38 protein-coding genes and 1 tRNA gene are annotated in these 22,922 nt (G+C 42.7%); 17 read left to right on the forward strand and 22 right to left on the reverse strand.

The genetic code is table 11. From position 1 onward, the window contains the following. Positions 1 to 116: 116 nt before the first annotated feature. From FQV37_RS02880 to FQV37_RS02905, 6 genes are read right to left on the reverse strand one after another with little or no spacing between them, the layout of a single operon-like run. A complete protein-coding gene (locus FQV37_RS02880) occupies positions 117 to 917 on the reverse strand; it encodes a phage head morphogenesis protein (protein WP_160021213.1) in 801 nt (266 codons plus the stop codon). Positions 918 to 928: 11 nt separating this feature from the next. Further along, positions 929 to 1,252, reverse strand: coding sequence for a hypothetical protein (locus FQV37_RS02885; RefSeq protein WP_160021214.1), 324 nt, complete (start codon positions 1,250 to 1,252; stop codon positions 929 to 931). Between the two features lies 1 nt (position 1,253). Beyond that, the gene (locus tag FQV37_RS02890; protein ID WP_160021215.1) at positions 1,254 to 2,777 is read right to left on the reverse strand and encodes a phage portal protein family protein; all 1,524 of its coding nucleotides are present in this window, start codon (positions 2,775 to 2,777) and stop codon (positions 1,254 to 1,256) included. Beyond that, entirely contained in the window at positions 2,774 to 4,039 is a 1,266-nt protein-coding gene (locus FQV37_RS02895) for a PBSX family phage terminase large subunit (RefSeq protein ID WP_160021216.1), read from the reverse strand. The genes FQV37_RS02890 and FQV37_RS02895 overlap by 4 nt, the downstream gene beginning before the upstream one ends. Further along, the gene (locus tag FQV37_RS02900) at positions 4,020 to 4,496 is read right to left on the reverse strand and encodes a DUF2280 domain-containing protein (RefSeq protein ID WP_160021217.1); all 477 of its coding nucleotides are present in this window, start codon (positions 4,494 to 4,496) and stop codon (positions 4,020 to 4,022) included. Before FQV37_RS02900 ends, FQV37_RS02895 begins: the two co-directional genes overlap by 20 nt. Before the next feature lie 32 nt (positions 4,497 to 4,528). Next, complete coding sequence (locus tag FQV37_RS02905) at positions 4,529 to 5,092, reverse strand: putative metallopeptidase (protein ID WP_205962046.1); 564 nt, start codon at positions 5,090 to 5,092, stop codon at positions 4,529 to 4,531. Between the two features lie 86 nt (positions 5,093 to 5,178). On the opposite strand from FQV37_RS02905, the gene FQV37_RS02910 reads away from it, so the two are divergent. Beyond that, positions 5,179 to 5,571 carry a DUF6173 family protein gene (locus FQV37_RS02910; RefSeq protein WP_160021218.1) on the forward strand — a complete coding sequence of 131 codons (393 nt, stop codon included), beginning with the start codon at positions 5,179 to 5,181 and terminating at the stop codon, positions 5,569 to 5,571. Positions 5,572 to 5,910: 339 nt separating this feature from the next. On the opposite strand, the gene FQV37_RS02915 is transcribed toward FQV37_RS02910, so the two are convergent. The 15 genes from FQV37_RS02915 to FQV37_RS02985 form a co-directional block, all read right to left on the reverse strand. Beyond that, positions 5,911 to 5,986 (reverse strand) — tRNA-Ile (locus FQV37_RS02915). Further along, on the reverse strand, positions 5,987 to 6,145 hold the full coding sequence (locus FQV37_RS02920; protein ID WP_160021219.1) for a hypothetical protein: 159 nt from the start codon (positions 6,143 to 6,145) through the stop codon (positions 5,987 to 5,989). A 111-nt stretch (positions 6,146 to 6,256) separates the two neighbouring features. Continuing rightward, positions 6,257 to 6,481, reverse strand: a complete 225-nt coding sequence (locus FQV37_RS02925) for a hypothetical protein (RefSeq protein ID WP_160021220.1) — start codon at positions 6,479 to 6,481, stop codon at positions 6,257 to 6,259. Between the two features lie 49 nt (positions 6,482 to 6,530). Next, complete coding sequence (locus tag FQV37_RS02930; RefSeq protein WP_160021221.1) at positions 6,531 to 7,106, reverse strand: hypothetical protein; 576 nt, start codon at positions 7,104 to 7,106, stop codon at positions 6,531 to 6,533. Then, on the reverse strand, positions 7,103 to 7,264 hold the full coding sequence (locus FQV37_RS02935; protein ID WP_160021222.1) for a DUF4222 domain-containing protein: 162 nt from the start codon (positions 7,262 to 7,264) through the stop codon (positions 7,103 to 7,105). The genes FQV37_RS02930 and FQV37_RS02935 overlap by 4 nt, the downstream gene beginning before the upstream one ends. Before the next feature lie 25 nt (positions 7,265 to 7,289). Beyond that, complete coding sequence (locus tag FQV37_RS02940; protein ID WP_160021223.1) at positions 7,290 to 7,634, reverse strand: DUF1064 domain-containing protein; 345 nt, start codon at positions 7,632 to 7,634, stop codon at positions 7,290 to 7,292. Then, entirely contained in the window at positions 7,634 to 7,831 is a 198-nt protein-coding gene (locus tag FQV37_RS02945) for a hypothetical protein (RefSeq protein ID WP_160021224.1), read from the reverse strand. The genes FQV37_RS02940 and FQV37_RS02945 overlap by 1 nt, the downstream gene beginning before the upstream one ends. 12 nt (positions 7,832 to 7,843) lie before the next feature. Next, complete coding sequence (locus tag FQV37_RS02950; protein ID WP_160021225.1) at positions 7,844 to 8,164, reverse strand: hypothetical protein; 321 nt, start codon at positions 8,162 to 8,164, stop codon at positions 7,844 to 7,846. Next, the gene (locus FQV37_RS02955; protein WP_160021226.1) at positions 8,161 to 9,162 is read right to left on the reverse strand and encodes a YdaU family protein; all 1,002 of its coding nucleotides are present in this window, start codon (positions 9,160 to 9,162) and stop codon (positions 8,161 to 8,163) included. Before FQV37_RS02955 ends, FQV37_RS02950 begins: the two co-directional genes overlap by 4 nt. Continuing rightward, complete coding sequence (locus FQV37_RS02960; protein ID WP_160021227.1) at positions 9,162 to 9,902, reverse strand: phage antirepressor KilAC domain-containing protein; 741 nt, start codon at positions 9,900 to 9,902, stop codon at positions 9,162 to 9,164. Before FQV37_RS02960 ends, FQV37_RS02955 begins: the two co-directional genes overlap by 1 nt. Before the next feature lie 69 nt (positions 9,903 to 9,971). Beyond that, positions 9,972 to 10,472 (reverse strand): hypothetical protein, encoded by a 501-nt coding sequence (locus tag FQV37_RS02965; RefSeq protein WP_160021228.1) that lies wholly within the window; start codon positions 10,470 to 10,472, stop codon positions 9,972 to 9,974. A 3-nt stretch (positions 10,473 to 10,475) separates the two neighbouring features. Continuing rightward, positions 10,476 to 10,688, reverse strand: coding sequence for a hypothetical protein (locus FQV37_RS02970; RefSeq protein ID WP_160021229.1), 213 nt, complete (start codon positions 10,686 to 10,688; stop codon positions 10,476 to 10,478). Continuing rightward, entirely contained in the window at positions 10,685 to 10,849 is a 165-nt protein-coding gene (locus FQV37_RS02975) for a hypothetical protein (protein WP_160021230.1), read from the reverse strand. Before FQV37_RS02975 ends, FQV37_RS02970 begins: the two co-directional genes overlap by 4 nt. Next, positions 10,846 to 11,235 (reverse strand): hypothetical protein, encoded by a 390-nt coding sequence (locus FQV37_RS02980; protein ID WP_160021231.1) that lies wholly within the window; start codon positions 11,233 to 11,235, stop codon positions 10,846 to 10,848. Before FQV37_RS02980 ends, FQV37_RS02975 begins: the two co-directional genes overlap by 4 nt. Before the next feature lie 2 nt (positions 11,236 to 11,237). After that, positions 11,238 to 11,447, reverse strand: a complete 210-nt coding sequence (locus FQV37_RS02985; protein WP_160021232.1) for a hypothetical protein — start codon at positions 11,445 to 11,447, stop codon at positions 11,238 to 11,240. 115 nt (positions 11,448 to 11,562) lie between these two features. Here FQV37_RS02985 and FQV37_RS02990 point away from each other — a divergent pair, with 115 nt between their 5' ends. From FQV37_RS02990 to FQV37_RS03065, 16 genes are all read left to right on the forward strand, one after another. Then, positions 11,563 to 12,303, forward strand: coding sequence for a helix-turn-helix domain-containing protein (locus tag FQV37_RS02990; RefSeq protein ID WP_160021233.1), 741 nt, complete (start codon positions 11,563 to 11,565; stop codon positions 12,301 to 12,303). A gap of 121 nt (positions 12,304 to 12,424) precedes the next feature. Further along, positions 12,425 to 12,817: a hypothetical protein gene (locus FQV37_RS02995; RefSeq protein WP_240990923.1), complete on the forward strand. Its 393-nt coding sequence runs from the start codon at positions 12,425 to 12,427 to the stop codon at positions 12,815 to 12,817. Between the two features lie 66 nt (positions 12,818 to 12,883). Further along, on the forward strand, positions 12,884 to 14,578 hold the full coding sequence (locus FQV37_RS03000) for an AAA family ATPase (RefSeq protein ID WP_160021234.1): 1,695 nt from the start codon (positions 12,884 to 12,886) through the stop codon (positions 14,576 to 14,578). Positions 14,579 to 14,585: 7 nt separating this feature from the next. Then, entirely contained in the window at positions 14,586 to 15,440 is an 855-nt protein-coding gene (locus FQV37_RS03005; protein WP_160021235.1) for a DNA adenine methylase, read from the forward strand. Positions 15,441 to 15,737: 297 nt separating this feature from the next. Continuing rightward, positions 15,738 to 16,016 carry a hypothetical protein gene (locus tag FQV37_RS03010; protein WP_160021236.1) on the forward strand — a complete coding sequence of 93 codons (279 nt, stop codon included), beginning with the start codon at positions 15,738 to 15,740 and terminating at the stop codon, positions 16,014 to 16,016. Further along, positions 16,013 to 16,681, forward strand: a complete 669-nt coding sequence (locus FQV37_RS03015) for a hypothetical protein (RefSeq protein ID WP_160021237.1) — start codon at positions 16,013 to 16,015, stop codon at positions 16,679 to 16,681. The genes FQV37_RS03010 and FQV37_RS03015 overlap by 4 nt, the downstream gene beginning before the upstream one ends. Further along, the gene (locus FQV37_RS03020; RefSeq protein ID WP_160021238.1) at positions 16,678 to 16,908 is read left to right on the forward strand and encodes a hypothetical protein; all 231 of its coding nucleotides are present in this window, start codon (positions 16,678 to 16,680) and stop codon (positions 16,906 to 16,908) included. Before FQV37_RS03015 ends, FQV37_RS03020 begins: the two co-directional genes overlap by 4 nt. After that, the gene (locus tag FQV37_RS03025) at positions 16,908 to 17,567 is read left to right on the forward strand and encodes an ATP-binding protein (protein ID WP_160021239.1); all 660 of its coding nucleotides are present in this window, start codon (positions 16,908 to 16,910) and stop codon (positions 17,565 to 17,567) included. The genes FQV37_RS03020 and FQV37_RS03025 overlap by 1 nt, the downstream gene beginning before the upstream one ends. 14 nt (positions 17,568 to 17,581) lie before the next feature. Beyond that, positions 17,582 to 18,373, forward strand: coding sequence for a hypothetical protein (locus FQV37_RS03030; protein ID WP_160021240.1), 792 nt, complete (start codon positions 17,582 to 17,584; stop codon positions 18,371 to 18,373). Positions 18,374 to 18,518: 145 nt separating this feature from the next. Continuing rightward, the gene (locus FQV37_RS03035; protein WP_160021241.1) at positions 18,519 to 18,908 is read left to right on the forward strand and encodes a hypothetical protein; all 390 of its coding nucleotides are present in this window, start codon (positions 18,519 to 18,521) and stop codon (positions 18,906 to 18,908) included. A gap of 9 nt (positions 18,909 to 18,917) precedes the next feature. Further along, complete coding sequence (locus FQV37_RS03040; RefSeq protein WP_160021242.1) at positions 18,918 to 19,328, forward strand: hypothetical protein; 411 nt, start codon at positions 18,918 to 18,920, stop codon at positions 19,326 to 19,328. Positions 19,329 to 19,340: 12 nt separating this feature from the next. Next, positions 19,341 to 19,886, forward strand: a complete 546-nt coding sequence (locus FQV37_RS03045; RefSeq protein ID WP_160021243.1) for a hypothetical protein — start codon at positions 19,341 to 19,343, stop codon at positions 19,884 to 19,886. Next, positions 19,879 to 20,430, forward strand: a complete 552-nt coding sequence (locus FQV37_RS03050; RefSeq protein WP_160021244.1) for a hypothetical protein — start codon at positions 19,879 to 19,881, stop codon at positions 20,428 to 20,430. The genes FQV37_RS03045 and FQV37_RS03050 overlap by 8 nt, the downstream gene beginning before the upstream one ends. Further along, complete coding sequence (locus FQV37_RS03055; RefSeq protein WP_160021245.1) at positions 20,423 to 20,683, forward strand: hypothetical protein; 261 nt, start codon at positions 20,423 to 20,425, stop codon at positions 20,681 to 20,683. The genes FQV37_RS03050 and FQV37_RS03055 overlap by 8 nt, the downstream gene beginning before the upstream one ends. Further along, positions 20,680 to 20,937 (forward strand): HicB family protein, encoded by a 258-nt coding sequence (locus tag FQV37_RS03060; protein WP_160021246.1) that lies wholly within the window; start codon positions 20,680 to 20,682, stop codon positions 20,935 to 20,937. Before FQV37_RS03055 ends, FQV37_RS03060 begins: the two co-directional genes overlap by 4 nt. Next, complete coding sequence (locus tag FQV37_RS03065) at positions 20,924 to 21,223, forward strand: hypothetical protein (RefSeq protein WP_160021247.1); 300 nt, start codon at positions 20,924 to 20,926, stop codon at positions 21,221 to 21,223. Before FQV37_RS03060 ends, FQV37_RS03065 begins: the two co-directional genes overlap by 14 nt. Here FQV37_RS03065 and FQV37_RS03070 read toward each other — a convergent pair. Next, a complete protein-coding gene (locus FQV37_RS03070; RefSeq protein ID WP_160021248.1) occupies positions 21,220 to 22,470 on the reverse strand; it encodes a tyrosine-type recombinase/integrase in 1,251 nt (416 codons plus the stop codon). The two genes, FQV37_RS03065 and FQV37_RS03070, sit on opposite strands and share 4 nt — an antisense overlap. Positions 22,471 to 22,922 lie beyond the last annotated feature (452 nt).

Below are 22,922 nucleotides of genomic sequence, written 5' to 3' on the forward strand. Positions count from 1 at the left end.
CACCCATTAAAAAGACCGCCCTTATCGGCGGTCTTGTTTGTGTTGCTTGCGCTTGGTGTAAATGGTCAGCGCTATATCAGCTATCAGCACAATAGCTCTGAGTATTCGTGATTTATTCATTCGCTCTCTTCCTCAATCAGCTCTTTAGCTTCATCAATCATCAAAGCAAGCTCCGGCACTGGCTGCGCTAACATCGCTGTGATAGCCGCTTCAATGCGCTGTCTCGCTGCCAGTATCGCATCTGACTGCTTGTAGTACGTGATAGCGAGTTCAGCTATCTTGTCGTTGACTAGCTTGTTCATGTTGCCTGTGTACTGTGCAGGTGTGCCGCCAATCCAATCTTTGTCATTTGGTACATTGGGCAAGTCACCATCATCGGTAATGCCTTTCGCTTGAGCTTGGGACTCAGTAAGCGAACGCATAATACAACGGCAGCGATACCCGTCAGGGGCGTAGTGCTGTTGCCAAAATGGATCATCGATATGTCTGACTACGCCATCTAGTACCTTGTGAGCTGGTCGCTGTCTAATATCATTGATACCATCGCGCATCAGGTACGGGCGTTCATCTTTGTTTTGCTGCTGTTGATACCATCGACCACGGCCATAAGCGCCTTGTATGTTAGTTCTAAAGATATTATCGAGCCGACGCCTTGGCAGATTGATATCAATATCACCGTCTTTGACTGCCTTTTGAAAGTCTGCGAATGTTCCGCCACTATCTAGTTGGTCATTAACAAGGCCCATCACATGCTTAATCTGCTCAGTCTGCCCTAATCCTGCAATAGATACCGCTTGCTGACGCTGTATCGGTGTCATGCTCTCGTAGTATTCATCTGGTAAGACCACGTTACGATTGAGCGCGTAAGCAATGGCTTCGATAAACTGTACGTCAAATCCTGCTGTTGTCGTTGCCATTGATTGCTCTCTTACTTGTGGGGATTGTGCGGTGGCTTAGGTGGTGCTTTCTTGCTTTTCGGCACACACCCATTCCAATCACTACGTTGACGCTCATTATTCAACTCTCTTGATACCCATAGGTCATCTTGTTCTTGCTCAATGGCCTCTAACTGCATACGCAACTTATCTGGTCGCAATGCGTTTTTATCGTTAACGTAGTTAGTGATATGCTCAATAATCATTACCGCTTTGGGGTCACTTGCTAACCATCTGTCTATTTCGCTGCAAGCCATATCATAACGACGCGCTCTGATTATTTCTTTTTTGGCAAATATCTTTTGAAAGAAATTCATATCAAACCTCGCTCGATTCATCTGCAAAACCATGCACATCAGCGACCTGTAAAGCCGTATTGACCAACTGCGTAAACTCACTTTGAGCCAAGCTATCGCCGACCATATCAAATAACGCCTCACGTAAGCTGTCAGCGTCCGTAGCGTTACTTATAGCCGATAGCACCGCATCAGCATCAAACGGCTGTACGCTCGCATTTAGTGCATCATCTGCCACTTGCTCAAGCTCTTGCTGCTCGTCAGTAAATTCACTATCGTCGTCAGCCGCTTTAAATGGCAGCCACGTTTTATTAGCCATTGACGTATAGCGATTGGCTTGTGTCGACGTTGGTAACTCAATAGCGCCTTGTCCATCACCATAATCCATGTGCGAGATATGCTGCTCGTTATAGCCATGCTCATCAACAAAATATGACTTAGTAAAGCGAACACCCATCTCATGCGCTTTTTTATCTGCGTCTAACTGCTCTTGGTTGATGAACTTCTTAGCCACCCACTTAAACTCAGGCGCTTCAAACCCATTAGCGGTACAGATAACATCGATGAATCGTTGGACGGCTTTAAGCGCATGCTTACGGTCGCTGCTAAAGATAATCTCTTGCTGCTCTTGATGTACTACGCCTTGGCCGTAAGTGCCGCCTTTATCCGTACCACTGGTAAGCGTCTGACCTAGCAAGTAAGTCGTAATACTCTGCTTAACCACTGAGTCATAGCTAACAAACGCTTCACCGTTACTGCCACCAGTTACCGCCGTCACATCCTCATCAACGCCGATAGTCACGACGCCTGAGTTATGCGCTGCTAGTAGTGCATTAGCAAAGTCCTGGGCGTCAGCATCACTGCTTGCGTCAGTCTTACCAATCAGCAAGGGTGAACCGAAACGCTCCAAGAACTTAGACCAAAAACGCCAGCCATTGGTTTTAAAGTAATGCAGCCAGTACACGCGGCTTAATAATGATTTGCCTTTAGGGTTTAGATATGTCGGCTTGTGCTGCTGGTATAGATAGCGATAGTAAAAGTCAGCTTGATCACTAATCATGATCGGCTGACTACCATCGTTCGGAAACCATTGCAGAGCACCACCAGATAATGGTTCAAACCATTGAATAGGTTTTGACATCATCGAGGTGACCGCATTACGCCCATTGCTATCTTTGCCCCATAGCATTTCAATCACATCATAACCGTACCACTTACTAAGCGATGAGCCTTGTAATATCGTTTCAAGATGCAGGTCTAACTGCCCATAGATAAAATCAGCAACAGCGCCCTCACTTGGCGTAATCGTGTACTCAGCACTGCCTAACTCTTCTTCACGTCTATCAATCGCTTGGTCAATGTCTGGGTCAGTGAGTAATGTCTTTAGCGCATGACGACTGATACCGGCCTTTTTAAGTATTTCGTCAGTGTCAGTACGAATCAGGTAGCGGTAAAAGGTCTTACCTCGTAGGTCAGTTGCTTGCTCTTGGCTTAGCGCCTTACCTGCTGTGACACGGTAACGCGGCTTTTCAGTTATATCATTCATCTATACGTCCGTTTGCCAGCAGTGGCTCTATGTCGTTTAGTATTAGCACCACGCTTCATAGTGCGCTCATGTGCGTATCTGAGTGAGTCAATCAAATGGTTATGCTTATCAATAATCTCTGGCAAGATCTCACCGCTTAATCGGTCCGTCTTGTAGCTGTACAATCTGAACTCTTTGGCGGTTGCCGTGCACCTTGGGTGAATGACAATCTGCTTATAGCCTTTTAGATGAGCAATGCCATCCTCAACACTGCCCTTACCTTTAACGCATGCCTTAATTTTTGGTATGCCGTTACGCTTCAGGTAGCTGATTGATTCAGGTCGAGCGTTATCAGCTATCACCTCGTAGTTTTCGATGCCTGGTATATTATCTTTCAGGTAGTCTGGCGTATCGTCAATTTCAAGACCAACCTTGCATGCCTCGTATTCGATATAGAGTATGCCGTCATGTTCCCATGAGTTTGTGGCGCCTGTTGGATCTGTAGAGAACCCAAAGTCTAAGCCGTTGTATGGCCCATTCCATGTTGGATGTCTTTCAAACTCTTTAACAATAAACTTACCGTTAAATATCTGAGCATCTGACGCTTCAAGATAAGCACCTTCCCAAATCCAGCAGTAGGTCGCATCATCAAGGTTTTCTTGATCATTAAGTCGCTCTTGCTCAAGAACATCAGGGAAGAATGGGTTATCGTTGTAATTCATCTCAACGATGAACTCGTGCTCAACCTGTCTGAATCGCTTGTCTGTTGCACTACCTTTGTTTTCAGGGTTCCAAGTTATCCAAACTTCTGAATCATCTTCACGTACGGTTGGTAGCAGTTTACGCCATGCCGCCTCACTGACGTTCTCAGCTTCATCTACCCAAGCGAGTAGTATTCGCGACTTACCTTTGATGCTATCTAGATTATGGCGTAGGCCGGTAAAGGCGTAAGCAACACGTTTATTCTTAGTGCGAACGTATTTCTCGCCAATCTCATAGTAATCATTGAGCCAACCGACTGACTTAATAGCCTGTTTAATTTCCTCTAATGACGACTCTTCTAGTGAGTTCATATACTCACGGCCGCATAGGATTATGCCGCTAGCGCCTGCTTCGGCTAGTCGATAACCCTCTACGGCTGTCATCAATGCGAATGTACGTGTCTTAGCACTACCACGGCCACCGTAAGCGCCTTTGTAGCGCGACTTGGCACTGAATACTGGTATAAGTTTTGGCGGTATCGTTATGTCAGCATAGACTTCATCATTTAATTGCTCGCCCATTTTCATCTACCTTTGGTGCAACCAGCCTAATTACTGTCGGTTTAGTCGCCATTGATCCATCACTAGATGTGTTATCGACCTTCTGCTTATTGGTGAACACCTCGCCCATTTCTTTGGCTGCCTGCTCTGCTAGTGCCGCTGCTAATGGTCTATTCTTTGACTTCTCAGCATCACGCGCCATACGGTCCAGCATATTCAATCGATAGGCTTTATTAGCAATTGGTATTGCTTGGATGTCGTTGTTAAAGTCATCACGGAATTGCTTGAACAGGTCTTTCCATTTTTGCGATAAATTAATTGCAGCTGCTTTACTCGGATCGTAATTCGATACCTGCTGTCTTGTAACTTTCAGTCCATCAAATTCTTGATTGACAGCTTCCACTACTTCGGATGGGGTCATATAGGTAGCAAGCCCTTGTACAATAAAGGCCTTAACCTTATTGTTAAGGGTCGCCATAAATGCTCTCTCGTATCGCTAAGTAAAGGTAATTAGTATTTTATTTGCGGCTCACAATCTTGCAGCTCAGCCATGCGCCTGACTGCTTCATCACCGCCATATCGTCTGACGACTCCAAAGAACTCCTCAACATCGTGAGCTATCAATTCGAGCTGTGGTCTACCGTCTGCTTTGAATGATGGGTCACCAAACATATCTGGTTTATGCCTCATGTGATAAATCTCATGCTCAACTAATGCAGCAAACTCAGCGTCGGTACAATCACGGCAATAATTGGCATCAAGAGTTACCAAGTACTCAGGCACATCACCTAACGTGTCTTCAAACCACATTTCCTGACGTGTCTTTTTCCAACCACCAGCCATCATCATGACTTTCTCGCACTGACCTAACACCTGCTTACCTGCTTTCACGTATTCGCTTTGGGCCCACATAAAGGCTATTTCAGTTACTGAGTATTCCATCAAGTGTCTGTGGTCTTCGTTGAACCATTCATGATCAGGATTGAGTATCGTAGCGTGTAGCCATTCATGTATTTCAGGGGCTGCCATTAGCGGTCGCAAGTCATTAGTTGGTGGCATTGGTCGTTTTATCATGCTCACCTCGTAAATATTAAGCACGTTAAAGTCTAAAAAATTGTTATAAGATATAGTTTCATTTCACAGTAGGAAAGGAATACACAATGTCTAATTATTCATATGGAACAGGACCTAGTCATGATCAACGTATGATGAGTATCTTACGAGAACAACGAGAAACGACTGAACGCCACCGAAACCCTGTTATTCAAATCAGAGAAACCTTAGAGCGCCAAGTTAGAGATTTTGAGTCTAATCTAGATGAAGAACAGGAAGTAATGATTATGGCAGCTTCATTTGGCAGCTCAGTTACTTTCTATGTCGATTCAATAGAGTTTGGTCAACCGTCAATGATTATTTTTCATGGCACAACAATTGATGGTGGAACTACACGACTAATTCAACATTGCAATCAGTTAAGCTTTTTACTACAAGCTGTTCCCAAACAGGATCCTGATGAGAAGCGTACACCTATTGGTTTTATCCATAGTGAATAGATAAGGTGTCATCAACTAGCATCTTCATCACATGCAAATAAGATGGTGGCTGATAACTTATCGTATGTCGCAGTTGCCATCTGCTAGCGGTTGTCTCGTTGGCATGTGCTACCAGTGGCTAAATCTGATAGGTAGTACGTGAGTGCTTTAATTTAGGCGCATGTCAAAGCCTTTGCTTTTCTACATGTAAACCTCTGCAATTGGCGACAGTGTGTCTCACTGCCAGTCTTAGTTGATCTGCCCGCTGTGGCTTGGGTGCTTGCTTCCTCGTTAAAGGCTCACCGCAGATGTAAAAAATGCCTCGTCCAATCAAGGGAGGCAAAAGTGGTTAATAAAATATGGTGCGCCTAGCAGGATTTGAACCTGCGACCAAAGAATTATGAGTTCTCTGCTCTAACCGCTGAGCTATAGGCACTTAATTGTTGCAAAGCTCAATCTTATCTACAAAACCTTGGGCGCCTTCTACGCCTCTATTAGCTCGGTCCTTCAGGAACTGCAGCCAATAATCCTTGGCGCACGACTCGGTTACCTCATGATAATAATCATAAGCCTGTTGGTTAGTTAGATCACACATGGTTAGCATCCCTGCTAAATCGTAGACGTAAAAAAGCCCGATATCGGTATTCCGGCATCGGGCAAATCATGGGCACAAAAAAAAGCCTTATCAGTTAGATAAGGCCTATTGCTACAACTCTATTTCTATTTTCTTAAACTCTGAATCTTTCAAGAATAAATCGATAGCTGTATTATATTTTGTCGCTGCTATTACCAGTGAGCGTTTTTGCTTGTGGTAACCGTAGCTTTCGACATAGGTAGGATCTGCGGACATCTTCTCGTTGCTTTCTTCTTGCAATCGAGTGATTAATCCAAGTTGTTTCAAACAATATCGCTCAACTATACGCTTTATCATCGAAACACCCTAAATTTGGTTGGCATTCGCCATACTACGAAATATAGCATCAACTGTTAGCAAGGGTCAAGTTATGCCGATAATTATCTACGTCTTGATTAATAAACCCTATCAGGTAATCAATATCATGCAGCATCCTCTCTTGATACTTGGACCATATCTGACTGTATGAGCTCGCTGACATATCGATACCACTAAAAAGTAAGCGGCCCTCAACTGAATATAGGGGCCACAAATTATATAGCTCAAAATGCAGTGTCATACGTGCCATTTTGTACGCTAACTCATACAGTGTATATTTAGACTTAGGTGCGCCTCTATCGTCCTCTAAGCAGTATTTAATCATGTTAGCTGCTAAGTGATTAATCACGTCATCAAACGACTCTGACCAATCATATAGCTCATTGTCGCCCCATACCAAGAGAGAGGCTAGTGCCTTACCTGTTTTGCTCTTGATCAACCCAATAGCAGCAGCTTTATCCTCCCAATTTACTTCAGGAGGCAAACCACCCTGACCAATATCAAACTTAACTGTCTTGGCACCCATACCCTGCTTTAGCCAATCACCATGCTGCAATTCTAAGCGTGGGCTCGTGGCAAATCGTTGACTCAATATTTTATTCATGCATCACACTCCAATGTAAACTGCTCTAAAAACTCATATTTGAATAACGGTTTGATAAAACCGTCTTGCTGGTAATGCACGTAGTGATCATCAACTCGTAGCACTAAGACGCGCTGCCCTGTCTCATTATTGATATAGATTTGGTCTTTGTTAATCATGGCTGCACCTATATTTTTCTATACTTTAGAAATCTCGAATATCCCAACCACCGCCATTTCTTTTGGTCTGCTTCATGATTGCAATAAACTTGAACGGGAACTTGTCAGCAGCGACTTTGATTTTCACTAAAGCGTCATCAGTCCAATGACCTTTAACTTCGTGTATCTCCAACTGACCATCTGAGCGCATGACCAAGAAATCAGGCTTATAAAACGTGTTGTCTGCTAGTCGTAGGTTGATATTGTCGAAAGAGTAGTAAGAAATCTCACCTGCGCGCCGCTGCATTTCTAAATGCTGGGCATAGGCTTTCTCAGTGTTGTTCATCTTCCCCGTCTTCATGCGGCCTAATGCTTGTATGTTTTTATTCATCACTTACCATCCTTTAAATTAATATCACCATATTCATGATCGTTAGCTTTGCCCTGCTCATCCCACTTAGCGTAGTCATCACAGGAAGGGTCGCCCTCAACCACTCTCACTCGACCAGACCAGCCTTGGTAAGCATAAATCGCTGTATCAAACGACTTTTGCAGTCCTAAGACGTTGAGGCCTTTTGTGGTTTTCATGCTCACATCACCTTAACTAAGTAGAGCGTCGCAGCCTTCGCAAAATGTCGTCCGGCACTGGTGCGGCTCGTGATGATATCCGCAGTCACCACATGTATAGCCAGGCTTAACTTCAATCACAACTCTATCTATCGCACTGTTTTTCCAGTCCGTAGTGTCGTACCCTGAGTCCCATATGCCGCAGTTCCACGGCAATAGAATCTCATTGTTTAAAATTCTAGTGACTAAAGATTTCTCTAGGCTGTAAACAACCAGCTTCCCTTTTGCATCTATACGCGCGCTCTTAACCCATTTAGGCATGCCATTAAATGTCTCTTGCGTTAATTGCTTCATACCGCCTCCTGCATCTGATTTAACAGCCTGTCGTAGGTCTCATCTTGCATTTCGCCTGGCATATGCTGCTGGCTGATATGATCATAAGTCTGCTGGACACTCATACCGGGCAACGGCTCTTTCCATAAACCGTTTACCATGACCGATGTACTGGGGTTTGGCTTAGCTTGAGTTGCTGGTTTGCTGTGACTAGGGTGATAGACGGCTGGCAGATCACTGTCATGGCCTTCTGATTTGCTAGCAGTGGTACCACTCCAATCTTCATTGTCGATGTTGAATCTAGCTGGCTGTGACTGAGCTTTAATTTTCTGCTGACGTATGTAATCGCGCTTGATCCAATCCGTGAGCACATCCTTGCGTCTGCCCTCAGTCCTGATGTATGAACCCTTTTGCTCTTCCTCAGCGTAGTAGTTTTTGAATTTTTTCAATTGATAATCGTAGTCTGCTTGACTGATGGCTGGTACTGGTGGTGCTCCTAGCATGAGCATGGCATTAATTTCAGTAAGCTCTGGATGAACCCAATCTGCAATCGAATCAATCACTGAAAAATCACTCGCGCTATTATTATTACTATTCTTTGGTTCTTGGTTTATGGTTATTGGTTCTTGGTTAGGGTTATTTTGGCTTTTATTTGGCAACCCATTAGAAACCGACTGGGTTTTTTCTGGGTTATTCTTACGAGGTCTGCCCCCTTTTTTGCCGTTTTCACGGTTTTTCTGAGCATTACCATGGTATTTAGTGATCTCACAATCTATGCGTTTGTGCCTAAAACCGTCATCACACTCATAAAAGAAGTCATCTAAGGCGTTTTTAAGCATAGTTTCGTGTTCTGGGTTATCCAACATTAAGCGACGCATAACCCAATGGGTTTTTTTAGGTATTGGTTTTTCGTCCATGTAATAGAGGTCTATTAGCATGCGGTAGATGTAATGCTCCATCGGTTTTAAGTGTTGAGTATCTTTACGATAGTCTTTGATGTTAAAGCTGTAATAGTGCATTACACGGCCTCCAATTCTCTTGAACGTTCTTGCTGTAGTAGTTTGGCTATCTGAGTGACTCCCGAAGGCGTGAATCTAACTTTGGGCGCTGTACGGTCACGACCATCGCCACCAATGAAGCAAGATAGCTTCTGTGTGACAAATCCTTGATCAATACGGTGCGAATAAGCATTAAGGGCGCCTGAGTGGTCCCGATACATAAAGCGTGCACTCATAGGCTTGTCTGGGTTAGTACACCAGGCTACAAACTCGTTTTGGCCCATACCTACCGCTTTTGCAGTCTCACGAATACCAGTTGAGCCTTTTGAGTGACTAATGGCGTCTAATGCGGCTGCTTTTGGCTGTAGTTGCTTGATTTCAGCATTGGCGCGCTCTTTTGCCTCCTCACTCATGACTAGTGCTTTTAACGCTGATAAATAGTCTTGTGGTAGTGCGACGACTGGTGCCGCAATTTGCTGCTCTAGTTCTGCCCAACGACGGTTTATGCGAATGCGCAAGTTTCTGTTATAGCCAGTCATCAGATCGATAGTTTGCTCCTTGGTCAGTAGGAACTCTCTGTAGGTCTGACCGTTATCTGCTGTGTAAAACGACTCTCCAATTATGGATAGTGATTCTTGAGCAAGGGTTTCATTAAGCAGCTCGATATCGCGAATGACATGACCATGTTGCTTATCGGCTAGCTTCGCTATTTCACGACTACTCATTGTTTTGTCTGTTGTTTGCATCATTTGAATATTCATCGTATAATTTCCTTCTTAGTAAGCGTTTTAAGTAGTGAGCCCATTTCAGTTAGAGCTGATTTGGGTTTTTTATTGCTTGTCCATCGCGTAGCGCACAGCTTTTTGGTTTTTACCTGTGGTCATATTTACCGTGTAACCCAGCTCGCGAATCTGGCCAATGATGTTGCTTAGATAAACTTGCGACAGACTCCAGTCAGATACGTCGTAAAAACCCTTGTCCCGCAGTATTTCTAAAACCTCTTGACCCTTAGCGGTCGGCATCTCTGTAGCTGTTTTTGGTCTGCCTACTGATTTCTTTTTCTTAACCCGTGTCTTGGCGGTGCCTTGCTTGAGGTTTTTTAGAGCTTGCTCGTGCTCCGCTTTGGCTTTTTTGATACCTCTTTCGCGCTCACCGTCCATGGCCGGATTAAAAATAGGTTTATCGCCTGATACGAATTTGCGCTTTTGCTTCGGGTCATCCAAATCTATAAAGCCGTTTTTGCGCTTAAATGCCTTGATTGCGTATTCAGGCGTTCCGCTAGTTTTCGGGTAACGACTCAGTGGCTGAAACTGCATTTCTTTTTGTTCCATGACCTACCCCGCGAAATGAATAAGTGTATAAATAGCAATGGCTGCACAAGCAATCATGAAGATGATTTCTTTCATACTGTGCCAAAATTGCATATTTACTGATTGCTTACGGTCGTTTTCTTTCTTGATGGTTTTCATGTTTTGAGCCTTGAGTTTCTTTTGCTCGTCTTGAGCATCGATTGCTAATTCGAGATATGCGCCGTGCTCACTTTTCATTTTCCTGCTCCTTGTCTGGTTCGCTGCTCTTGCATCATCTGTGCGTGACGGTCTGCTTCGTCGTTTGCTCTATCGTCGAAGTCGGTGCCGTGATACTTGGTCGATGGGTGACAGCACATATCGCTATCAGCTAATTGGTTTGGGCAGTCGTTACAAGTCATAGCTCACTCCTTGGCTGGTACGTGCCCTCTGCTATTTGCATAGCTGCATCTGCATGTAAAAAATCATCAACATCTATTGATCGGTTCATTCCGAGCTTTGCCATACCAAACAGCCAGCTAACATGCTCTTTGGCATAGCACTGCATATCTTTATCGACGACCTTTAAGCCGCAAGCAGCAAGCAGGTGACAAAGACGCTCTATGTCACTGTGTTTTGCTGTGCCATGCGCTGTTTTCATTTTAGTGATGCCAGTGGTATCAATGCCGATGCAGTCAGCTACAGTTTGTTGCCCTGTAGCGTCAATCGCTTGCAGGATTTGCATTTGCATATTGCGTGACCATGCAGCCTGCTCAAGCGATAATTGATTTGTGGACTTGGTTGTCATGATTAGGCTTCCTCTGGTTCGTTTTGACATAGTTCTTGATGGGCTTTTAGAAGCGCTGCTCCATTGACGTATGTAAGGTGTGGTTTAGGTTTGCCGCTCTTAAGATCGCTAATAACGCCTTGATGAACGCCGGTGATTTCTTGCAGTTCTAGCTGCGTCCGACCTTCTAAAAGGTCTCGAACAATAGCTTTCCAGTTAATAGTATTAATCATAAATATCGCTCCAACGTTTAATAATAATCATAATATCGTAATTACGTTATTTAATCAAACGTCAAAACGATATTTATTTGTATCATAATTACGATAATTTATAAGGGGTGCGGAAATGAATATCGAAAGTCTTGGAGATAGGGTTAAAAAAGCCCGTAAACATGCAGGGCTAACCCAAGTGCAACTTGCAAAGAAAGTTAAAACATCACAAGGTGCTATATCGGATATTGAGAATGGCAGAAACAAAGAGTCATCAAGTTTGTACGATATAGCCAAATCTACTGGTGTGAGTGCAGACTGGTTGATTAACAACCACGGTGAAATGCTAGATACACCTAAAACCGCATCTATTGATGAATTAAGAGCACAAATAGACCAGATGCAAAGTAAAGGTGAGGATGGTTTGTTAAACATCCCTGTCGATACTCAGCGTGTAGCTATGACAGAAAATCCAAGTATGGTACCTATATTGAGCTGGGTTGCCGCAGGCAGTTGGTCTAATGTCGAGGCTGTAACCTTTGATGACGCCATAGGGCGAGTATCAAGGCCAGCCAAATTATCAAAAAATGGCTTTGCTTTAATCGTGCGCGGTGAAAGCATGCTTCCTAAGTTTGACCCAGGCGATATTATCTACGTAGAACCGGAAACGGGATTATTTGCATTAAAGAATAACGATCTTGTGATAGTTCAATGTAATGACGATACAGAGGCCACATTCAAGCAGCTAGTAATAGGTGAGACATCAAAAGATATGTATTTAAGGCCGCTCAATCCAAACTGGCATGAGCAACGAATGATGCCGATGGGCGATTGCAACTTAGTAGGCAAAGTGATTGGTAAATATGTCGAATACTAATGGTTGGGTGTATATATGGACTCTCCACTTCCTAAAACACGCCAAGCCAGTCGACACGCTACCATTGGGATGGTGCGTGTATCGTGAGGCGTTGGATTGGGATTGATACAAGGATGTAGTTATGCGAATCAATATGTCCAGGTGGTTAATTGGCACTGCTGCACTGTTCTTAGCTGCCTGCACTCCTTCCCAAGATAGAAGTTACGCTAGTAAGTTCGTTTCTGGTAATACTGTGGTAAATGAAGTGTTTTGGGGTGTTGATCACAAGACGCCTTACCCTTTCACCACATCAGGCGAGATATTGTGTGTCTATTACCCTGATTTTGGCATTGAGGTGTATTTTGAACCTGCAGGCTATAGTAAAGACTCATCTATCGGTACACCGCTCAATAAGGCCGCTGCTAAGGCTCTGAAGCGCGATGGCATGAAACCTAATGTGCCTTATAGTATTAAGGAAGGTGCTGACTTGAGTGAAGCTGTGCAGGTTGGGTTGAGGGTTTGTGGTAAACAGTAAACTGTACTTACCAAGAGTAATTGATCTTAAATACGCTCATTAAATACTTCAAAGTTGGACGAATAAATGGCTTATCCACAAAAATATAAAACGAGAATCGTAAGTATAGAGTTTACTGATAAGAAATTCAGGAAACTAAAAGGGTTGTTCTTGCCTATTTCAGAGAGAATAACTTTAATAGCAGGCCATAATGGAATAGGGAAATCGACAATATTAGGTCTTCTAGCAAACGCATCTGGCTTTACTGAGAAAAAACACCGCAGCTTATTTGGTTGGACGTATCAAGCTAAATTCAATGAGATATTTCACATTGATGACAACGAATACAAAGAAAAAAGAAGTGAAAAACCTTATGTACATATAAAATATGAAATTACAGATGGAAATAAAATCCATGAGTTTCAAAAAATATGTAGCATAACTAAAGTCAACGATGACAGATATAGGGTTATACCTAGAAGCGCTTCAGGTCTCGATGTAATAGACCATGGAATAGGCAAAGATTCAAAAGTGCCATTACCTACAATATATTTAGGTATGACAAGGGTAGCACCAAGTGCAGAGTTCTCTATGAGTCTTGTACGTTCTACAGAAAATAGATCATTTGAAGAAAAAGATAAAATATATTTTTTAGATAAGTATAATTTAGTTATGGATAGCATGCTTTCTATCGACACAAAAATGATGGATGTTGGGGTCCAAAATACTAGAAAAAAAATGAAAGTACCTGATCTTGGACATAATCCTTTGGGCATATCCACTGGTCAGGATTCACTAATGACGATAATAACTGCTTTAGCTTCCTTCAATGCTCTTGAAAGAGATAATGATGCTGACTATAAGGGAGGGGTGCTTATTATAGATGAGCTAGACGCTGGACTTCATCCCCACGCTCAGCAAAAATTGATAGAAATGCTAAAAAAAGAATGTAGAAGATTGCGGATTCAGCTTATAGCAACGACACATTCTTTATTCATGTTGCGAAGTATCTTAAAAGATAATAGTAATCAGAAAAAATCAGGACATACCTATGATTCTGTTATATACCTAAAAGACACTAAAAGGCCTTATTTAGAACAAAATTTAGATTACGACATTATAGAGCAGGATATGTTCTTAACGAGTCCAACTAAGACAACCAATAAACTGAAGCCAAAAATATATTTTGAGGATGATGAAGCGAAGTGGTTTTTTGAGGAGATAATAAACTACTGTGAATCTAATCACAACAAAAGAATATCAGATAAATTCGAGTTAGTTTCGATTAAGCTTGGTTGTGATACTTTAATGAAATTATGTAATGCTGACGAATACTTTAAATCTACAATAGTAATTTTTGATAATGACTTTAATAATAACTCTAAACAGAAATTCATAGATGAAAATCGCAATGCGGTTGTTTTACCAGCTACATCTGAGCAAAATACAAATACTGAAAATAGAGAAAAGACTGTACAAGCTCTAATACACTCTCTATTAAACAGATTGGTGTGTGATGATAATATAGACGACTTCATAGAGCTTTTTATGAGAGAACAAGGCTTGACTACAAACTTTATAGCATCGAACTTGCTTCTAAAAAAACACGAAGATATTTACAATCGAGAAAAGGCTAAAGTTTGGTTCAAGGATCATGTAGAAGACTTAGATCATTATAGTATAGGGAGGCTTTGGTGTATAATAAATGAACCTGAAGCCTTGGATTTTTTTAACAAGCTTAATACTGCCATTGACAGTATTCCTAAGATTACCAGTCATTGAGTTAATTATGAAACGCTCACTTTCCCCGCTCCGCTATCCAGGCGGAAAAGCTAGTATATATGATATGACTCGCGATGTTATTGCGTGCCATGATATGGAGCTGTGCCAATACGCTGAGCCTTATGCTGGAGGCTGTGGTCTTGCCCTAAGGTTATTAACGAGCAATGTGGTTGAAGAACTGCACCTCAATGATATTGATCAATCGATCGCCTCATTATGGAACTGTATAGTTAATCAACCAGAAGAGCTCGCTAGTCTTATTAGTTTGGCCAAAATTGATATGGACGAGTGGTACAAGCAAAAAGCCATACAAGATATTAAAGATACTGTGGATCCTTTAGAGCTTGCGTTTTCTACCCTCTTCCTTAACCGTACCAATCGATCTGGTATCATCAAAGCTGGAGTAATAGGCGGAAAGAAGCAAGATGGTGCATATAGAATGGATTGTCGCTTCAACAAGGTAGCTTTAATAAAAAAAGTTCATCAGATTGCTGCTATTAAAGATAAGATTCATATTTATAATATGGATGCAATTGAGTTCATTGAAAAGCTAGAGAGTCTTGCACTGCCCAAGCCCCTTCTTATGGTAGACCCTCCTTACTATAATAAAGGCCAGTCTTTATACACTAATTTTTATAATCATGAAGACCATGCGGCCGTTTCTGAAAAATTGGCCAAAACGGATTTGCCTTGGTTGCTTACTTACGACAACACCCCTGAAATTAGTGACTTATATAAAAAATTTGCTCAGTATCAGTTTGACATAAACTACAGTGCTGCAAAAAAGCGAGTTGGCAATGAGTTGTTTATTACCTCATCACACTTTGATAGCCTTGAACATGAAAGATTGAAGATGGCCTAATACCTAGAACGATAAAACCCACCTAACAGTGGGTTTTTTATCGCCTATCCTGCACCCGACCCGCCATTGAGCGGGTTTTTTTGTGTCTATAAATATCGTCTTTACATTAACTTACATATTAATATCGTATTTACGTTACTTATTATCGTAATAACGGTTTACATTATATCGTGATTACGATATTATTACCTTATCAGCTAATAACGAGTTAGCCGAAGTACCAAATTTTAGACGAAAAAAAGCCCTGAACGTCCGACCAAGAACACAGGGCTTTACTCACAAAGGAGTGAATGGATTATGACACAACCAATAGAACTACTCAACCAAATAAAGTCAGTAGCAGCTCACATTGCTGGAGGACTGGCAGTAGCAGTGACTATTTCAATCGTAGGCAACATCACTGGCTGTACCAGCTACCTACTTAACCAAGCTGAGCAAGATGTAGCTACCTCAACGATTGAGCCACGTATCAACTCAATCGATAGCCCTGAGCTCATAGAGTTCAGACGCCAAAACCAAGACGCCAATGTGAAGTTGGCAAAAATGCGCTTATACGCTGCTGGAGGTGTCAAATGAGCTTATCTACCAAAGTTAATATCAAATCTGTTGTTAAGTACGCTAACGGTACTTTTGGTGGTCAAGTGATTGCTAAAGACGACGACGGTAATAAGACTTTCTATGCTTGCCGGGTTAAAAGATTAGATGCTTTTAAAGTAGAGCTGGACCGCGAAAACATCTATCAGTTTGTTGATAGTCATTGGGAGAAGGTCAGCGTAGATGATACCAAGGCTATGGAGCTAACCTATCCACTGCGCACACTGATTGCAGGCTATGGCCACTTATTTACTAAAGACGTATCTAAGAAGAAAGATGGGTCACGGTTTGGTATGTATAGCGACACGGTTGTCTCACCAGCTACCAGTTTAAAAGGTCATAAGCTCAAGATAGGCGAAAAGGTATTTATAACAAAAGATGCTTACTCGCTTGTGGGCTACGGCCAAGAAACGATTGAGTATCAGGTTATGGGTGACTCTGACAGCACTTATAGGCTGAACATTGTGGTAGATAAACGCATGGCTGACAGGCTAAACAAGCAGCTTGAAGTAGCAAAGAAAAACCGTATGCGAGGCGTAAACAGTAGGCCAGTTGGTGGCGGCTCATGGGCAGCGAACCAAGATGCGCGCAAAGAGTTCGGTAGATCTCGCTACGACCATCGTCAACTTCAAAGGAGCCGGTCATGAGCTCACCTAACAGTAGCAAAAGACATAAAGCAGCCATGGCTATACTCGCAAGGCTTGGTACGCAATCGCTTGTACCAATACGCACAAGCGACCTAACTGCTAAGCCAGTGCCTACTTATGCACCAAGCGACAAATCTATTATATTTTTTGACCCTACCGATGCAGAGCTTGACGCTATTTATAGCGGTAGGCTATCAGGCAGCGGCAAGCTAGGAGGAAGCATCTGATGGCTATCGTAACTTTAGTATTAGGCAATAGCGGTTCAGGTAAGTCATACAGCATGCACAATTTGGACCCAAACCTATGTGGCGTGATTAATGTCATGGGTAAGCCGCTTCCCTTTCGAGCTGGAAAGAATTTCAGAAAGCTAAACACTGATAACGCTTATGAAATCAATGACCGGTTACCTACGTTTAGAGCACCAATTGTGATTATTGATGACTTTCAATATGTCATGGCAAACGAGTTCATGCGCGGTGTCACTGATGAAGGTGGTGGCAACTCAGTATTCCAGAGATTTAATCGGATCGGTCAGAATGCTTGGAACATTTTGAACACAGCTATCAACTGCACTGACCCAAATCAGCGCATTTACATTCTATCGCACATCGAAGAAGTCGATGGTAAAACCAAGATTAAAACGATGGGCAAGATGCTAGATGAAAAAATTGTACTTGAAGGCATGGTGACTATCGTACTGCAGACAGCTATCCGCAACGGCGAACACCACTTCATGACTAAGAATGATGGCACCACTACTGTCAAAACACCGCATGAAATGTTCAGTAGCGAACTGATATCGAATGACTTAAACGCTGTAGACGACGCTATCTGCGACTACTACGGCTTAATCAAAAACCCTAATCAAGTATTAGAAACCAATTAATTAAGGATTTATTTATGAACTTTCCAACTATCCAGCTAAACGAAACAGCAGCCCTTAAAGCCAACACTGGTGGCGGTGCTTTCTTTGACGGCAATAGCGAGCAATTAGTAAAGATTGGTCGCGCTGAATTTGTGGTATCGCCCAACACTGGTACAACTGGCATGGCTTTCGATGTATTCAACAAAGACGGTCAAAAAGGTTACTTCACCCTATGGTTCTTGAAAACTAATGGCGAGTACATTGATGGTTTTTACAACCAACTGCAAAGCATCATGGCTGTCACTGGTGTCAATACACTTACGCCAACGCAGGCCAATATTGATAAGTGGGATACCAACGCTGGTAGAAACGTACCAACTCAAATGACGGTTGCCAACGAGCTAATGGGTAAATACTTTACTGGCTTATTTATCAATGAGTTTGAGATTTATAACGGTGAAAAGAAAACAAAGACACAGTTATTTGCTGCCTTCAACCAGAAGCGTCAGTCTTTACAGGAACAGAAAGATCAGGCAGCACCTCAGCAGATTGAAACGCAAAAAGAACGGATGATGACTTACTCCTCTAACTCTGAAAATAAAGTAGATGAGCAGCTAAAAAATAGTGGCGGCAACGGGGGTTATAACAATCAGACGACAGGTCAGCCCCCACATGGCGGTGCCAGTTATCAGCGTACATCAGCACCGGCACAGAATAACAGTTATCAAAATAATAATGCGCCGAACAACCAAACGCATTCAAGCACGCCACCTGGTCCAGTAGATGACGATATTCCATTTGCTCCCCACTTTGACGGTCAGTTTTAAATTTTTAGAAATCACGTCAATCGTTTAGGCCGGTAGGTATTAGCTAGTTGGTGAGGTGATGGCTCATAAAATGCGTGTCCGAGTACGGGCGCACCAAGGCGACGATGCCCACTGTCCTAAACACCCTAATTTTTAAGGAGTGACCATGAAAGGCTCTTTTGAGAGCAAAGTAACGATGCCAAACGGTGCTATCTATAGCTGCAATATATCAAAAGGCTATTACAGCCACGTACTTGGCCAACATGAAAAAACCTATTGGCTTGAGCGTGAAATTAGTAAATACAACAAAGAAAGCGTGCTGATTTGTCTAAGTGATAGAAGCGTATTTATCAGCATCTACATTAACAAGCAAGACGCTACTGGGATAATTCACCCCACTGATAAGCAGCTACTAGGGCTACTCGATACCAATTTATCGCTAGAAGAAACTTTTGAGTATTGCCGCAACACGTTCTGCCCTGACCTATCGGCTGTGAGCACCAAACCAAAAACTAAACCCACAATCAAGGCTCAGCCTGATTTGTTTGAAGCGTGAGTATTAAACATGGCAAAACCTAAAAACCGCGACCGTCGCAAGAAGCAAGCACAGCGCAAGCGCAACCAAGCCGTCCAGCAGAAGCGCGATGATGGCAAGTTTGTTAAGTCGTTCACTGGTTATATGCAGCTCACATTCAAGCGTGAGACAGACGATGAGACTATTCGCAAAAACGTGATCCGCTGTGATGACTGGCTAAAGAATAGCTATCAGATATTTAAGAATCCGCGCCGCTACTTGGTAGGTGTCAAGCTCTTTAAGTTTGATAAAAGCATTGAACCTGCTGAGCTCGAATGGGCCACAGAAACTGAAATAGCGAAAGAGAATATCGTTGACCTTGCTGCACAGATGGCAGACAAGATGTCGAAAGGACACGACGATGTTGACTTTGATAACTCTTACATACGCATTTATGCGTGAAGGATGGTAACTATGAAAATAAGTAAAAAAAGACTGGCTAATAAAGTTAGAAAGCTAGAAGTCCAAAACTACGATATGCGTCAGAAAATCAAAAAAATGGATAAGGCGCTAACCTATCTTGATGAACTAACCACTGAGCTAAACCACGCACTACCTGACCCTGAGTACGATGCCTGGTGTGAGCAAAATTCAGTCGCTGTGGAAGAGTCACTAGCGAGACACGCTGTACGACTTGGGCTAGTTAAGCCAAAACCAAAGCAGCTCGACCAGTCAGTGTTTGACCATAAGTATGTGACAAGTCATTTTCATTACGCAGCAATCAATGCTAATGGCCGGTCTATATTTTTTAGCGACAAGCCTAAATACAATTTAGAGCTGGGGATTTGGTACTCAACTGCTGGCTCAACAATGCCAATGCTTAAAGGCTACGACACAACCAACTGGCAAAACTCGCTAATCGAGCGCGAGAACATAGCCGCTGAGCTGCTAGAAATTGATTTGGAATTGCTAAGCGTTTGTGAGACGTGCGGTGCTGAATTGGAGAGTAAACATGGATAAGTTTATTAAAGAAAGCGACTTTAATTGGCTGTGCTTGGCGTTAAAAGACGATTGTATATCGAACGAACATTTCGAGCTCATACACGTCGCTAATGGCAATGCCTATGCTACAAATGGCCACCGCTTGCATGTAGCACCTTGCAAGCTAGATGATGGAGCTTATTGTCGTTATGAGATTGCAAGAAGCTTGGATAACGACAGCATACCTCCGGTTGAAACTGATGTTGAAATACCTGATGGATTCAAGCCGCAAGTAGTCATGATCAAGCAAGCGGCCAAAGCATTTAATCCAGCCAGTGAAGTCACTGCATCGGATTTTTATGTACAGAATGGCTTTTATGGTCAGTTGGTGCCAAAAGACCGTAGTAGTAAATTTCAGCGCATCTACGTGCTTGAGTCGCTGTTTGGTATGTCGACCAAAGGTGAAACTATCTTGCATGTCCACACTAAAGACGATGGCGAAAATTTTATGTATGCCAATGATGGTGAGCGATCATTCGTTGTGATGGGTATGAAGTTGGATAAGGAGAGCGATTGTGAGTGATAAGCTATTTGTAATAAAAAAGCCAGGCGTTTATTGGCGACCTGACAGTTGTGGTTACACAAACAATAGAATCGAAGCAGGCTTTTACACTGAAGATGAAGCTAAAGAAGTTTGCGACGATCCTCGTTCGGGATGCACGTACAAACCTGTTGCAGAGTTATTTGAGTCTAAGGCTGAGATAGACGCGATTATAGCCAATCTTGAGACAATCAAAGAGCAGATGCGATTACACGCAAGCGAGGTGGCGAAGTGAGCAAACTTTATCCAGCCCAGTTTAAAGAAATGACCAGTAAAATAAGCGGAACTCGATACAGAGTATTTTTGCGAGATATGCCTGAGATAAGCGGTGGTCAGAATGAGTCGTTTATTGATGCTGTAAGCACAGCGATAGACGCGCTAGACAAGTACATAGCTAGCGGTCAAAAGCTGCCTGAGCCAAGTGAGCCAAAGCATGGTGATATTATGATTGCTATCAATAAAGAGGTGACTACCAATGGCAACGATTGAAACTGATATTGACCTTGAAGCACTCAAAAAGTCTGGTAAACGTGGTCGTGAGCTCGTTAACTTTGCATTTAAAGAGCTGCAGTATGACGGTGAAAAGCTACTTCACACCGCCATCTATGCAGGTGCACCACATGTGAATCATATCTACGCTGCTAGTATGCTTGGTTATAGCGCAGCCACATTGCGTAACTGGTCCAGTCAAAGCAATGGGCCTATACAACCAAAGCGCATCAATGGCACACCTTACTGGCGTATGCGTGACATACGTAACTTGTTAGACCTTTAATCATAAAGATGGTCGGTATTTATACCGGCCTCTTTCAGTATGAATTGCTCAATCCTCCCATGCCACATTCTCAATAAATCAATCGGACGGTCAACATAGTGCTTCTCATCGATAGCACTTGGACGATGACCCATAACCTGATTGACAATCCCACGCGGTACATCTACCCACTCAGACAGTGTTCTGAATGACTTACGCATAGCTTTAGGCGGCAAGTTCGGCAAGCCGTTCTCCACAAGCAAGGTGCGATACTTCTTAGTAACTTCAATATACCCTTCCTGCCTTACCTTACTCCCAAAAACAAAATCATTGATACGCGGCAAAGCTTGGATAGTTTGCTTAGTATAAGGCGTCAGCGGTATTACGCGCTCCCACTGGTCAACCTTATCGACAATCTTAATCGTATTCCACTCAAAATCTATGTCAGTCCATTTAAGCTGCAGCATCTCACCCGGTCGAGATCCGTTCATTAGCATACAGATTAAAGCAGCTCGTTGAACGCTACCAATCTGGCCAACTACACTAAACCAAGTTTCTAACTGTTGTTTCTGCAGCGAACCTTTATGAGCACGCACACTTTGTACTGACTTATTTACCTTACGGCTGTTATAAGTCTTATTTGGTATTAGCTCAGCATATTTGTCTGTATCTTCTGCCCAGTTCGCACAGGCTTTGAACATACGAAAGTTTTTAGCCATTGTAGTAGCGCGCGTCTCATTCTCTTTACGAATCCAAGACTCTACAAAATCAGGCGTGAGCTCAGCAAGCGACACCTCCCATATATTACCGATTGGCTGAGCCATATAAGGCTTGTCTGTCAGATACGGACGTGCTGCTTGATAGTGATCATTAAGATAAGTCTTTGACCATTCAGATTTATGAGTATTAATGTAGTGCGTAAACAGGTCGCCAAACGTCAGCTGCTTGCGTACTTGGTCACGAGCAAAAGCCTTATTCTTGGCTAGATTGTCAGCCTTGGTGCGACTTGGATCAATACCAGATGCTAACTGCTTACTAACCTCAGATGCTTTATCGATTGCATCTTGCAAACTCATAACAGGGAATTTACCCAAAGTGATACGCTTAGGTGTGCCGGTACCGCCAACCCTACCCTGATAAATAAATGCTTTGCTGCCACCAGGTGAAATGCGTAAGCCCAGACCTGTGAACCTCACATCCCAAACGAAGTATTGTTTGTCCTGCGGTTCTAGTTTCTCAATTTTTGCAGTGGTTAACTTGGCTTCCATGTGATTACTAATCTATTTTATAAAAAGTAATCATATAGTAATCACATATAAAGTAAATTGCCATAAACTGAGTGATACTATTTTGAGGTGATGCACTCTAAGTTACTGATATTGTTTAAATAACTATATTGTAAATGATATTGCGGTAAACTGAGTGATACGTTTAGACACGGACTCATAATCCTTTGGTCGTAGGTTCAAGTCCTACTGGGCCCACCAAATTTAAGTATTAATAAAAAAGACCTTCAAGAGATTGGAGGTCTTTTTTATTGTCTGCTGTTTTTTTAGTAAATAACAACTATGTGTGTAAGCATAGATATAGGCACTTTATTCAAGCCTCTTCGCTGACAACGGATAATTATTGATGGTTTTGTAGTGCTGATTTTTTTCAGACCTCTTGCGAGCCGCTACAGCGTAATGTGCTAGTTTTAGACCCAAAAAGCCTAACTATT

The organism is Psychrobacter nivimaris, from assembly GCF_009812035.1.
Taxonomy (GTDB): domain Bacteria; phylum Pseudomonadota; class Gammaproteobacteria; order Pseudomonadales; family Moraxellaceae; genus Psychrobacter; species Psychrobacter nivimaris.

What these genes read in the sequence shown, in the direction of transcription:
- FQV37_RS02880 (WP_160021213.1), bottom strand. Translation starts at nt 917, where the DNA reads ATGGCAACGACAACAGCAGGATTTGACGTACAGTTTATCGAAGCCATT.
- FQV37_RS02885 (WP_160021214.1), bottom strand. Translation starts at nt 1,252, where the DNA reads ATGAATTTCTTTCAAAAGATATTTGCCAAAAAAGAAATAATCAGAGCG.
- FQV37_RS02890 (WP_160021215.1), bottom strand. Translation starts at nt 2,777, where the DNA reads ATGAATGATATAACTGAAAAGCCGCGTTACCGTGTCACAGCAGGTAAG.
- FQV37_RS02895 (WP_160021216.1), bottom strand. Translation starts at nt 4,039, where the DNA reads ATGGGCGAGCAATTAAATGATGAAGTCTATGCTGACATAACGATACCG.
- FQV37_RS02900 (WP_160021217.1), bottom strand. Translation starts at nt 4,496, where the DNA reads ATGGCGACCCTTAACAATAAGGTTAAGGCCTTTATTGTACAAGGGCTT.
- FQV37_RS02905 (WP_205962046.1), bottom strand. Translation starts at nt 5,092, where the DNA reads ATGATAAAACGACCAATGCCACCAACTAATGACTTGCGACCGCTAATG.
- FQV37_RS02910 (WP_160021218.1), top strand. Translation starts at nt 5,179, where the DNA reads ATGTCTAATTATTCATATGGAACAGGACCTAGTCATGATCAACGTATG.
- FQV37_RS02920 (WP_160021219.1), bottom strand. Translation starts at nt 6,145, where the DNA reads ATGTGTGATCTAACTAACCAACAGGCTTATGATTATTATCATGAGGTA.
- FQV37_RS02925 (WP_160021220.1), bottom strand. Translation starts at nt 6,481, where the DNA reads ATGATAAAGCGTATAGTTGAGCGATATTGTTTGAAACAACTTGGATTA.
- FQV37_RS02930 (WP_160021221.1), bottom strand. Translation starts at nt 7,106, where the DNA reads ATGAATAAAATATTGAGTCAACGATTTGCCACGAGCCCACGCTTAGAA.
- FQV37_RS02935 (WP_160021222.1), bottom strand. Translation starts at nt 7,264, where the DNA reads ATGATTAACAAAGACCAAATCTATATCAATAATGAGACAGGGCAGCGC.
- FQV37_RS02940 (WP_160021223.1), bottom strand. Translation starts at nt 7,634, where the DNA reads ATGAATAAAAACATACAAGCATTAGGCCGCATGAAGACGGGGAAGATG.
- FQV37_RS02945 (WP_160021224.1), bottom strand. Translation starts at nt 7,831, where the DNA reads ATGAAAACCACAAAAGGCCTCAACGTCTTAGGACTGCAAAAGTCGTTT.
- FQV37_RS02950 (WP_160021225.1), bottom strand. Translation starts at nt 8,164, where the DNA reads ATGAAGCAATTAACGCAAGAGACATTTAATGGCATGCCTAAATGGGTT.
- FQV37_RS02955 (WP_160021226.1), bottom strand. Translation starts at nt 9,162, where the DNA reads ATGCACTATTACAGCTTTAACATCAAAGACTATCGTAAAGATACTCAA.
- FQV37_RS02960 (WP_160021227.1), bottom strand. Translation starts at nt 9,902, where the DNA reads ATGAATATTCAAATGATGCAAACAACAGACAAAACAATGAGTAGTCGT.
- FQV37_RS02965 (WP_160021228.1), bottom strand. Translation starts at nt 10,472, where the DNA reads ATGGAACAAAAAGAAATGCAGTTTCAGCCACTGAGTCGTTACCCGAAA.
- FQV37_RS02970 (WP_160021229.1), bottom strand. Translation starts at nt 10,688, where the DNA reads ATGAAAAGTGAGCACGGCGCATATCTCGAATTAGCAATCGATGCTCAA.
- FQV37_RS02975 (WP_160021230.1), bottom strand. Translation starts at nt 10,849, where the DNA reads ATGACTTGTAACGACTGCCCAAACCAATTAGCTGATAGCGATATGTGC.
- FQV37_RS02980 (WP_160021231.1), bottom strand. Translation starts at nt 11,235, where the DNA reads ATGACAACCAAGTCCACAAATCAATTATCGCTTGAGCAGGCTGCATGG.
- FQV37_RS02985 (WP_160021232.1), bottom strand. Translation starts at nt 11,447, where the DNA reads ATGATTAATACTATTAACTGGAAAGCTATTGTTCGAGACCTTTTAGAA.
- FQV37_RS02990 (WP_160021233.1), top strand. Translation starts at nt 11,563, where the DNA reads ATGAATATCGAAAGTCTTGGAGATAGGGTTAAAAAAGCCCGTAAACAT.
- FQV37_RS02995 (WP_240990923.1), top strand. Translation starts at nt 12,425, where the DNA reads ATGCGAATCAATATGTCCAGGTGGTTAATTGGCACTGCTGCACTGTTC.
- FQV37_RS03000 (WP_160021234.1), top strand. Translation starts at nt 12,884, where the DNA reads ATGGCTTATCCACAAAAATATAAAACGAGAATCGTAAGTATAGAGTTT.
- FQV37_RS03005 (WP_160021235.1), top strand. Translation starts at nt 14,586, where the DNA reads ATGAAACGCTCACTTTCCCCGCTCCGCTATCCAGGCGGAAAAGCTAGT.
- FQV37_RS03010 (WP_160021236.1), top strand. Translation starts at nt 15,738, where the DNA reads ATGACACAACCAATAGAACTACTCAACCAAATAAAGTCAGTAGCAGCT.
- FQV37_RS03015 (WP_160021237.1), top strand. Translation starts at nt 16,013, where the DNA reads ATGAGCTTATCTACCAAAGTTAATATCAAATCTGTTGTTAAGTACGCT.
- FQV37_RS03020 (WP_160021238.1), top strand. Translation starts at nt 16,678, where the DNA reads ATGAGCTCACCTAACAGTAGCAAAAGACATAAAGCAGCCATGGCTATA.
- FQV37_RS03025 (WP_160021239.1), top strand. Translation starts at nt 16,908, where the DNA reads ATGGCTATCGTAACTTTAGTATTAGGCAATAGCGGTTCAGGTAAGTCA.
- FQV37_RS03030 (WP_160021240.1), top strand. Translation starts at nt 17,582, where the DNA reads ATGAACTTTCCAACTATCCAGCTAAACGAAACAGCAGCCCTTAAAGCC.
- FQV37_RS03035 (WP_160021241.1), top strand. Translation starts at nt 18,519, where the DNA reads ATGAAAGGCTCTTTTGAGAGCAAAGTAACGATGCCAAACGGTGCTATC.
- FQV37_RS03040 (WP_160021242.1), top strand. Translation starts at nt 18,918, where the DNA reads ATGGCAAAACCTAAAAACCGCGACCGTCGCAAGAAGCAAGCACAGCGC.
- FQV37_RS03045 (WP_160021243.1), top strand. Translation starts at nt 19,341, where the DNA reads ATGAAAATAAGTAAAAAAAGACTGGCTAATAAAGTTAGAAAGCTAGAA.
- FQV37_RS03050 (WP_160021244.1), top strand. Translation starts at nt 19,879, where the DNA reads ATGGATAAGTTTATTAAAGAAAGCGACTTTAATTGGCTGTGCTTGGCG.
- FQV37_RS03065 (WP_160021247.1), top strand. Translation starts at nt 20,924, where the DNA reads ATGGCAACGATTGAAACTGATATTGACCTTGAAGCACTCAAAAAGTCT.
- FQV37_RS03070 (WP_160021248.1), bottom strand. Translation starts at nt 22,470, where the DNA reads ATGGAAGCCAAGTTAACCACTGCAAAAATTGAGAAACTAGAACCGCAG.